This is a genomic window from aff. Roholtiella sp. LEGE 12411 (assembly GCF_015206995.1).
In the GTDB taxonomy this organism is placed as follows: Bacteria; Cyanobacteriota; Cyanobacteriia; order Cyanobacteriales; family Nostocaceae; genus Komarekiella.
Genome location: NZ_JADEXR010000046.1, coordinates 34,399 through 43,292 on the forward strand (window position 1 = coordinate 34,399; position 8,894 = coordinate 43,292).

General features: G+C 43.7%; 7 protein-coding genes. 4 read left to right on the plus strand and 3 right to left on the minus strand.

Features of this window, described 5'->3' with window-relative positions; genetic code table 11:
• Nucleotides 1–90: 90 nt before the first annotated feature.
• Entirely contained in the window at nt 91–1,758 is a 1,668-nt protein-coding gene (locus IQ246_RS12845; RefSeq protein ID WP_194003562.1) for a glycosyltransferase family 39 protein, read from the plus strand.
• A 332-nt stretch (nt 1,759–2,090) separates the two neighbouring features.
• Here IQ246_RS12845 and IQ246_RS12850 read toward each other — a convergent pair whose 3' ends face one another.
• Nucleotides 2,091–3,173: an ATP-dependent 6-phosphofructokinase gene (locus IQ246_RS12850; protein WP_194003578.1), complete on the minus strand. Its 1,083-nt coding sequence runs from the start codon at nt 3,171–3,173 to the stop codon at nt 2,091–2,093.
• A gap of 282 nt (nt 3,174–3,455) precedes the next feature.
• Here IQ246_RS12850 and era point away from each other — a divergent pair, with 282 nt between their 5' ends.
• Nucleotides 3,456–4,430, plus strand: a complete 975-nt coding sequence (gene era / locus IQ246_RS12855) for a GTPase Era (RefSeq protein ID WP_194003564.1) — start codon at nt 3,456–3,458, stop codon at nt 4,428–4,430.
• 160 nt (nt 4,431–4,590) lie between these two features.
• Nucleotides 4,591–5,268: a response regulator transcription factor gene (locus IQ246_RS12860; protein WP_194003566.1), complete on the plus strand. Its 678-nt coding sequence runs from the start codon at nt 4,591–4,593 to the stop codon at nt 5,266–5,268.
• 3 nt (nt 5,269–5,271) lie between these two features.
• Here the strand turns inward: IQ246_RS12860 and IQ246_RS12865 are convergent, their stop codons facing one another.
• Both IQ246_RS12865 and IQ246_RS30870 read right to left on the minus strand, forming a co-directional pair.
• Entirely contained in the window at nt 5,272–5,469 is a 198-nt protein-coding gene (locus tag IQ246_RS12865; protein ID WP_194003568.1) for a hypothetical protein, read from the minus strand.
• A gap of 66 nt (nt 5,470–5,535) precedes the next feature.
• Nucleotides 5,536–5,667: a hypothetical protein gene (locus tag IQ246_RS30870; protein ID WP_255515537.1), complete on the minus strand. Its 132-nt coding sequence runs from the start codon at nt 5,665–5,667 to the stop codon at nt 5,536–5,538.
• A 33-nt stretch (nt 5,668–5,700) separates the two neighbouring features.
• On the opposite strand from IQ246_RS30870, the gene IQ246_RS12870 reads away from it, so the two are divergent.
• Entirely contained in the window at nt 5,701–8,874 is a 3,174-nt protein-coding gene (locus IQ246_RS12870) for an efflux RND transporter permease subunit (protein WP_194003570.1), read from the plus strand.
• Nucleotides 8,875–8,894 lie beyond the last annotated feature (20 nt).

Genomic DNA, 8,894 nt, shown 5'->3' on the forward strand with positions numbered 1-8,894 from the left:
GTATAATAACTCACTTGCAAATAAAGTTTTACGTTGTCGTACTGCAATAATATGAGTTTGTTTGTATATCAAAGGTAGGAATTCGCATAAATGCAAATAGCTCAGAAATGGTTAGCTCAAAAAACTAATCAGTCAGTGTTTTTTTTACTGGTTGGGGGACTGCTGTTTCGAGCTTTCCTTGCTTTCTGGCTTTACCCTACCTTTGATGAAGCTTACTACTATCTTTACAGCTTGCATCTGGACTGGAGCTATTTCGATCATCCAATTCTTGTAGGGCTAACAACTGGTTTTGGCCCGTGGTCAACTGGAGTTGTATCCCAATTTACGATTCGTCTGGGAGCGCTGATTTGTCACACAGGCAGTTTGGTGCTATTGTATTTGACTAGTCTAAAATTATTCTCTGCAAAAGCCGCCAGCTTAACTTTGGCGATCGCTACCATCAGTCCAATTTTTCTAGTTGGCTTTGGCGTCCTGAGTCTCCCCGACAGTCCGTTGATGTTTTTTTGGTCAGCTAGTTTATACTGTGCAGCTGATGAATTTTTTCGGCAGCCTCGAACTCAAAAGCACAGCCTGTTGCAACCGGAATCCTGCTCATTTAATTTATATGTTCCTAGTTACCGCTTGGCTTATCTTGGTCTTATAGTGGGATTAGCTTGCCTCAGCAAATATCACGGTTTTATTTTAGGACTGGGGCTAGTTGGTTTTTGTCTAACTAGTCCACGCTATCGCTGTGTTTTCCGCTCCCCTTGGGCATGGTTAGGATTAGGCTTATTTGTGCTCACCATCTCCCCAATTTTGCTTTGGAATATGCAGCATGATTGGGTGTCCTTTCGTTTTCAATCAGAGCGAGCAGTACCCAAAGGTAGCTACAATCTGCTAAGTGTAGGAGGCGTCTATTTGGCTGGGGTAGCTTACCTGTTCCCAACTATAGGATTACCGCTCTGGTGGGTGAGTTTACGACTAGTACTAGCTCGAACAATGCAACTTTTTTCTCAGAAATCACTAACTGTTAAAAGAGATTTAGAGGCTTCTTCGCTGTTGATTTTATGGGTGTCTCTGCCTTTAACTTTAGGGTTTACTCTCATCGGTGGATATCGGCAAATTTTGCCTGCTTGGTCTATGCCTGGATTTTGGGGGTTAACTTTGCTGTTAGGACAACAAGCAATCATCTGGGAGCAGCAATCCCGGCGTCGTGTGCGGCGATGGCTCTTAGGTTCGGGCATTATGGTAAGTAGCATTTTACTCATTGCCCTGTTGCAAGTGACAACAGGAATAGTACAAAAGCCTAGCCAGTACGCTTTGATGGGTGGGTTTTTGCCTCCCAAGGATGACCCCTCTACAGAATTAATTGATATTCAGCAATTGCGGCGTGGCTTTGCTGAATCTCCCGTCCTGAGTGCGGCGCTACAAAACTCTAGCTTTATTTTTACCAATCGCTATTACTTGGGTGGGCCGATTGCTATGTCCCTTAGACCTCTTGCTCACGTACCAATAACTTGCTTCGACATTGGCAAGGATCTACGTGGCTTTGCTTTTTGGTCAGAGCCTAATCAATGGCTGGGAGAAGACGCGCTATATATTACTACTAATCCCTTTAATCAAAGAAAAGATTTGATGGCTAACTATCGAACTTACTTTAATAGCTTGAGTGAGATCGAAACCATACCAATTCGACGCGGCGGGGTAGTTGTCAACGTCATTTATATCTATCAGGCTAAAACACTTCTAAAGCCATATCCTCGCTCTTACGGGATTTAACAGTTATAGCGGTTATCGATTGGATGAGAACACCAAACTCCTTACTGTAAAATCATTTCAGCAAAGTTTTTGTATCTCACTCAACTGCATACCGCTATAGCAATTTACCAAATTATTTCATGCTGCCAGTTATTGAAAGTATTGTATTACGTCAAATGGCTTCGGGCGATCGCCTATACTTACAACTATACAAATTCATCGGCGCTCAACCCGGGAAATCAGTTAGTCATTTGTTATTGGTCATTTGTCATTTGGAGTTAGGATCTTTTTAGATCCTTAACTCACATGTACAGACACGATTAATCGCATTGCTACTTAACTTAGCACTGAATTTAGTCGCCCAAATAAATACCCATGCCGCGAGCGGTTTTTACTAAAGTACCATTGGGATCTACGGCGCTATATTGAGCGATCGCTTCTGTGATTGGTACACTTAATACCTGGCGATTTTGCCATGTCACCATGCGATCATATTTATTCTCTGCTATTAGATTAACTGCTGCAACACCAAACACAGTTGCAACTAATCTATCTAGCGGTGAAGCAGTTCCACCCCGTTGAATGTGTCCTAAAACTGTGACTCGTGTTTCTACGCCAATGTGCTGGATAATTTCATCCGCTAAATATTCGCCAATTCCACCATATCTAGATTGACCTAAGCGATTTGTAATTGTCACATTTTCCCCATTCTGGGTACGAACTGCTTCAGAAACAATAATCAAACAATAATTTTTGCCTTTTTCTTGGCGTTCTTTGATTTTGTGGCAAATGTGATCAATTGTGTATGGTATTTCGGGAATTAAAATTACATTTGCTCCCCCCGCAATTCCCGCAGCGATTGCTATGTGTCCTGCATCACGTCCCATGACTTCCAAAATCATGACTCGGCTATGACTTGCAGCGGTAAAATGTAACCGATCTAGTGCTTCTGTGGCAATATTAACAGCTGTATCAAAACCGATCGCATGTTCAGTCACACCAATATCGTTATCAATCGTTTTGGGAATACCAACTAGGTTGATACCGCCTTGTTGTGCTAGGCGGCGGAGAATTGCTAAACTACCATCGCCGCCAATACCGATCAAAGCGTCTAACCCTAGTTCATGGTAGCCTGCGATGATTTCTTCAGAGCGATCGCATACACTTCCATCTGGCATAGGAAAAGCAAAAGGATCGCCTTTATTAGTTGTACCCAACATTGTGCCACCCGCAGTTAACAGCGAGTCAACTTGATCTATTTCTAGCTTTGTGGCTTGCGGCGGATGTGTCATTAATCCTAGAGTAGCCTGACGAATTCCCAAAACTTCCCAATCGTAAGTATTGACAGCACAATTTACTACAGATCTAATGACCGCATTTAAGCCAGAGCAATCTCCTCCACTAGTAAGAATTCCAATGCGTTTGCGTTCTCCCATATCTTTTTTTGACATTTTGATCCAAATATATTTAGTAGTGGATTAAACTTAAGCCAGGGTTAGTAGTAGATTAAACCTCAGCAAAAATTCTCTGTGTAAATGCCAAAGTAATTTTATGTTTGTTTTGTGTCTAAAAACAAAACAAAGTTATCCTAGCTGTAAAATATGAGTGTAGAACCAGTAGTAGATTAAACGTAAACAAAAAGCAATCCCCAAAAATACAGGGTGATTTTATGCTTGTTTTGTGTATAAGAAAAAACCAAGTTATCCCAACTGTAAAATATGAGGGTGGAGCCAAAGGTGACTAGTATTGATAATTACAACTTCTCTTTTTCAGGAGAAGTCACAATCCCCCAGGCTCCTCCTGAATTCAAATCAGGTTTTATCGGCATTATTGGGCGTCCTAATGTCGGTAAATCTACTTTAATGAATCAATTGGTAGGACAAAAAATTGCCATCACATCACCGATAGCACAAACCACACGTAACCGTTTGCGCGGTATTTTAACCACACCAGAGGCGCAGTTAATTTTTGTAGATACGCCAGGAATCCATAAACCCCATCATCAATTGGGGGAAGTGTTGGTACAAAATGCCAAAATTGCCATTGAATCTGTAGATGTAGTGCTGTTTGTAGTCGATGGCTCCGTGGCTTGTGGCGCAGGCGATCGCTATATTGCCGATTTACTGTGTCGCAGCGAAACACCGCTGATTGTAGGCGTCAATAAAAGCGATCAACAACCTGAAGATTCTCAGCTTTTAGATGATACTTACGCCCAAATGGCTAAGTCCCAAAAATGGGAAATTGTTAAATTTTCTGCCAAGACGAGTGCAGGATTACCACAACTTCAACAATTATTAATTGGACATTTAGAAACCGGGCCGTTATATTACCCTCCAGACTTGGTAACTGATCAGCCAGAACGCTTCATTATGGGCGAGTTGATCCGAGAACAAATCTTATTGTTAACTCGTGAAGAAGTGCCTCATTCAGTAGCGATCGCTATCGACTTAGTAGAAGAAACTCCCAGCATTACCCGTGTACTAGCCACCATCAACGTCGAGCGCGATTCCCAAAAAGGCATCCTTATCGGTAAAGGCGGATCGATGCTCAAAGCAATTGGTAGCGCAGCTCGTGAACAAATCCAAAAGTTAATCGCTGGCAAAGTTTACCTAGAACTATTTGTGAAAGTCCGACCAAAATGGCGTCATTCTCGAATCAGCCTAGCAGAGTTAGGCTATCGCGTGGAAGAATAGGAGAATTAGTCAAAAGTCGAAAGTCAAGGGTAGCCACTGCGTTGGACGGGTTTCCCGGCTTAAAGCAAGTGGCGTTCAAGGGTCAAAATTAATCACTTCTGTCTTTAGTCTTTTGTCTGCTAATTTCTGACTCCTATCTCCTAACTGCTAATTGAATAAAATGTCTCCAAATACTAGTTATCCTTTAAATTTGCCTGTCAATGCTCCCCCGTTGCGAGTCTTAATTGTCGAAGATGATCCGATGATGCAACTAGGACTAGAGCAATCGCTAATGGCCCATCCCCAGTTAGAGATTGTTGGACAAGCAGAAGATGGCTATTTGGGAGTCCAAGCAGCACTGCGACTAAAGCCTGATTTAGTTGTTATGGATATTGGATTACCGCGACTGGATGGGATTGCAGCGACACAACAAATTAAAGCAGCACTACCAGAAACTCGTGTGGTGATGCTAACATCTCACACAACGGAGACGGAAATTATCGCAGCCCTATCTAGCGGTGCAGATGCATATTGTATCAAAGGTGCGAGTGTAGAAAGACTATTGAGCGCGATCGCTGCCGCAGTTGATGGAGCAGCCTATCTCGATCCCCAAATTGCTCGGCGGGTGATTGACAATCTTAAACCGCCCTCACCCACCAACAACACCGCCAACTTATCTGGGCGTGAATTAGAAGTTTTGAAACTTATGGTAGACGGATTGAGCAACCCAGAAATAGCCCAAAAACTCTATCTCAGCCCCAACACTGTGAAAACTCACGTCCGAGGGATTATGAACAAACTAGCAGTTGACGATCGCGTACAAGCCGCAGTTGTCGCACTTCGTTCTGGTTTGGTTTGATGTCTAAAAAGTATTCGGGTCTAAATTAACAGGAAATAATAGAATTTCCTTACCTGCTAGCTTTGCTTGGTGATATAGCACAATTGCCCTTCCCAAGTAACAATACTTAATTGGAACCCACTCGTCATTATAAAAGTAAACTGTCACGCGGCTCATTGCAGACTCTTCCATCGGCAGTGGAATATGCCAGGACGAGTCCATAATTTGAACCTTACCTGTCGAGTCCATGCTTTGAACCTCACCTACATTAGGTATATTTACTTTGCCTCATTTAGAGGAATCATCGCAACCATCGTAAGTAATAGCTTTTATTGAAAGCGACGGGAAACTCCATCCCCAGGTGCATAGAGCATTGGTAGCTTCTTCTCTATGCCCCATGCCCAATGCCCAATGCCCCATGCCCCATGCCCATGCCCCTAATCCCCAATTCCCATGTTTGTTGACTTCTTTATTAAGCGACCTGTATTTACGAGTGTCTGCGCTATCATCATTCTGCTGGTAGGAGCAATCAGTATTCCAACACTGCCCACGGATCAATATCCAGAGATTAGCCCAACTCAAATTAACGTTACTGCTAACTATGTTGGTGCTAGTGCTGAAGTTGTAGAAAATACAGTTACAACTATCTTAGAGCGGCAAATTAACGGCGTTGAGGGCATGAAGTATATGACCTCAAGCAGCAGTAATAATGGCACAAGTACGATTACAGTCACATTTGATGCATCGCGGAACAAAGATATTGCAGCGGTCGATGTGCAAAATCGTGTGTCTCTAGCTGAACCGCTGTTACCAGAAGTTGTGCAGCAAACTGGAGTCGTTGTTAATAAGCAGTCTAACAACATTCTTTTAGCGATCGGATTGTACTCAGATAACAAAGACTATAACAATATATTTTTAAGTAATTATGCTGACCTATACATAGTAGATGCCCTGAAAAGAATCAAGGGTGTGGGTGAGGTGCAGATTTTTGGTGAACGCCGCTATGCTATGCGGCTGTGGCTCGACCCTAACCGCCTTGCTAGTCGTAACCTCACCGCCCAGGATGTGATTGACGCACTCGACGAACAAAACTTACAGGTGGGTGCTGGGCAAATCGGGCAGCAGCCAACATCACCAGATCACATGTATCAAATAGACTTGCAAGCTCTTGGCAGGTTAACTGAGGCAACGGAATTTGCCGACATGGTGATTAAGACAGGTGAGGATGGCACCCTGATTAAGTTAAAAGATGTGGGTCGAACGGAACTGGGAGCGGAAAATTACAGCACTTTCTTACGATTTAAAGGCAATGAGGGTGTGGGTATGGGGATATTCCCCACTCCGGGTAGTAATGCTTTAGACGTGGCTAAGGCTGTAAAAGCTGAAATGGTACGACTGAGGCAAAGTTTTCCGCCGGGACTAGAATATCAGGTGGCGTTTGATACAACGCTTTTTGTGGAAGCGTCTCTAGCAGAAGTGCTCAAGACGCTGATAGAAGCGATCGCTCTTGTGGTCTTGGTAATTTATATCTTCTTACAAGACTGGCGCACCACGTTGATCCCCGTGATTGTCGTTCCCTTAACCTTGGTTGGTACTTTTGCCTTTATCAAAGTTTTCGGATTTTCCATCAACACCCTAACCATGTTTGGTTTAACCTTAGCAACTGGGTTAGTGGTTGATGACGCAATTATCGTCGTTGAGAATATCTCTCGCTTAATTGAGGATGAGGGGATGCCACCCCGCCAAGCGGCTTCTGAGTCCATGAAGGAACTGTTTGGAGCAGTGATTGCGACTTCCTTAGTGCTAATGGCTGTATTTGTCCCCGTTGCTTTCTTTCCAGGATCTACAGGACAGATATATAAGCAATTTGCCCTAACGATCGCCTTTTCAATGGCGATTTCTACCTTTTTGGCCATTACTCTAACTCCTTCCCTCTCAGCCCTACTACTGCGGCGGGGACAAAGACCACGTGGTTGGTTGGGCTGGATTTTTGAACGAGTTAACAGATTTATTGATTGGACACGTAGAAAGTATGAACGATCGCTCTACCGTCTGAATCGTATAAAAGCGATCGTCGTGCTGTTATTCATCTTGTCCTTGGGGGTGACGGGTTGGCTTTACACTCGCGTACCTACAGCATTTATCCCCGATGATGACCAAGGCTATTTCATCACGATCATTCAAGGGCCAGAAGGAGTTTCACTGAACTACACCAGTAAAGTCATGGCTCAGGTAGAAAAAGAAATCCTGAAATTACCTGAAGTTACAGGTACTTTCGCTATCGGTGGCTTTGGTTTTAGTGGTAACTCTGCCAATAGTGGTGCGATTTTTACGACCCTCAAGCCTTGGGGCGATCGTCATGAACCAGGACAATCAGCGCAGGCTATCATTGGCAACTTGACAGAAGTGCTATCGACAATTACCGAAGCGAGAATTTTTCCAGTTAATCCCCCATCTATTCAGGGTTTAGGCAGTTTTGGCGGTTTCCAATTTCAACTACAAGACAGAACAGGTAACAGCGGTTTAAATAACTTGTTGCAAGTCATGGGTAAGTTACTCGAACGCGGTAATCAAACACCAGGATTGCAAGCTGTATTTAGCACTTTTAATGCGAATACACCTCAGATATTGATTGAAGTAGACCGCAATAAAGCTAAATCCCTACAAGTAGACGTAGACGATATCTTTAATACCCTACAGAGTTACTTGGGTTCGCGGTATGTCAACGATTTTAATTTGCTACAGCGGACTTATCGAGTGTATGTCCAAGCTGACGCTCAGTTCCGATCTAACCCTGAAGATATCGGTAAATTATACGTTCGCTCTGCCAACAATCAGATGATTGCTTTGAGTAGTTTGGTAAAACTTACTCCTGCTACCGGAGCACAAACAATTAATCACTTCAACTTGTTCCGCTCAATTGAAATTAACGGCTCCGCAGCTCCTGGTTATAGTTCTGGACAAGCAACCACAGCAATGGAAGGATTGGCAAAGGAGGTTTTACCTGCAAGTATGGGCTACGAATGGGCGGGGATTACTGCTGAAGAGAAGCAGTCTGGAGGTTTAGCGCCGCTGATTTTTGGATTGGGACTTGTCTTCGTCTTCCTCGTGTTAGCTGCTCAGTATGAGAACTATGTTGACCCACTGATTATTATGTTGTCAGTTCCCCTAGCTATCTTAGGGGCATTGCTGGCACAGTCGATGCGGGGTCTAGCCAATGATGTATTTTGTCAAGTTGGTCTAGTGATGTTGATTGGTTTGGCTAGTAAAAATGCCATTTTGATTGTAGAATTTGCCAACCAACTACGGGATCAAGGTCTTTCGCTGAGCAAAGCCGCAATCCAAGCCTCACAAGAGCGCTTGCGACCCATTCTGATGACTTCCTTGTCTTTTATTCTGGGTATTTGGCCCTTGGTCAATCCTGAAGGCGCAGGAGCAGCTAGTAGAAGATCTCTTGGTACAGCTGTGGCTGGCGGGATGATTGTTTCAACTTTCTTGAGTTTGTTTATTGTACCAATTCTATATATCGTGATTGGGAACATTCGCGATCGCATGAGTCCACGTCGTCAGCCTCAACAGCTAGATTCTAGTCATGATGACAAAATTCCTTCCACTAGCCATCGGTGAGGTGGGGGATGGGGGATGGG

Bases quoted from the DNA above. Each gene is read 5' to 3' on its own strand.
- IQ246_RS12870 (WP_194003570.1), top strand. From the start codon at position 5,701: ATGTTTGTTGACTTCTTTATTAAGCGACCTGTATTTACGAGTGTCTGC.
- IQ246_RS12860 (WP_194003566.1), top strand. From the start codon at position 4,591: ATGTCTCCAAATACTAGTTATCCTTTAAATTTGCCTGTCAATGCTCCC.
- IQ246_RS30870 (WP_255515537.1), bottom strand. From the start codon at position 5,667: ATGGGGCATTGGGCATTGGGCATGGGGCATAGAGAAGAAGCTACCAAT.
- IQ246_RS12865 (WP_194003568.1), bottom strand. From the start codon at position 5,469: ATGGACTCGTCCTGGCATATTCCACTGCCGATGGAAGAGTCTGCAATG.
- era (WP_194003564.1), top strand. From the start codon at position 3,456: ATGAGGGTGGAGCCAAAGGTGACTAGTATTGATAATTACAACTTCTCT.
- IQ246_RS12850 (WP_194003578.1), bottom strand. From the start codon at position 3,173: ATGGGAGAACGCAAACGCATTGGAATTCTTACTAGTGGAGGAGATTGC.
- IQ246_RS12845 (WP_194003562.1), top strand. From the start codon at position 91: ATGCAAATAGCTCAGAAATGGTTAGCTCAAAAAACTAATCAGTCAGTG.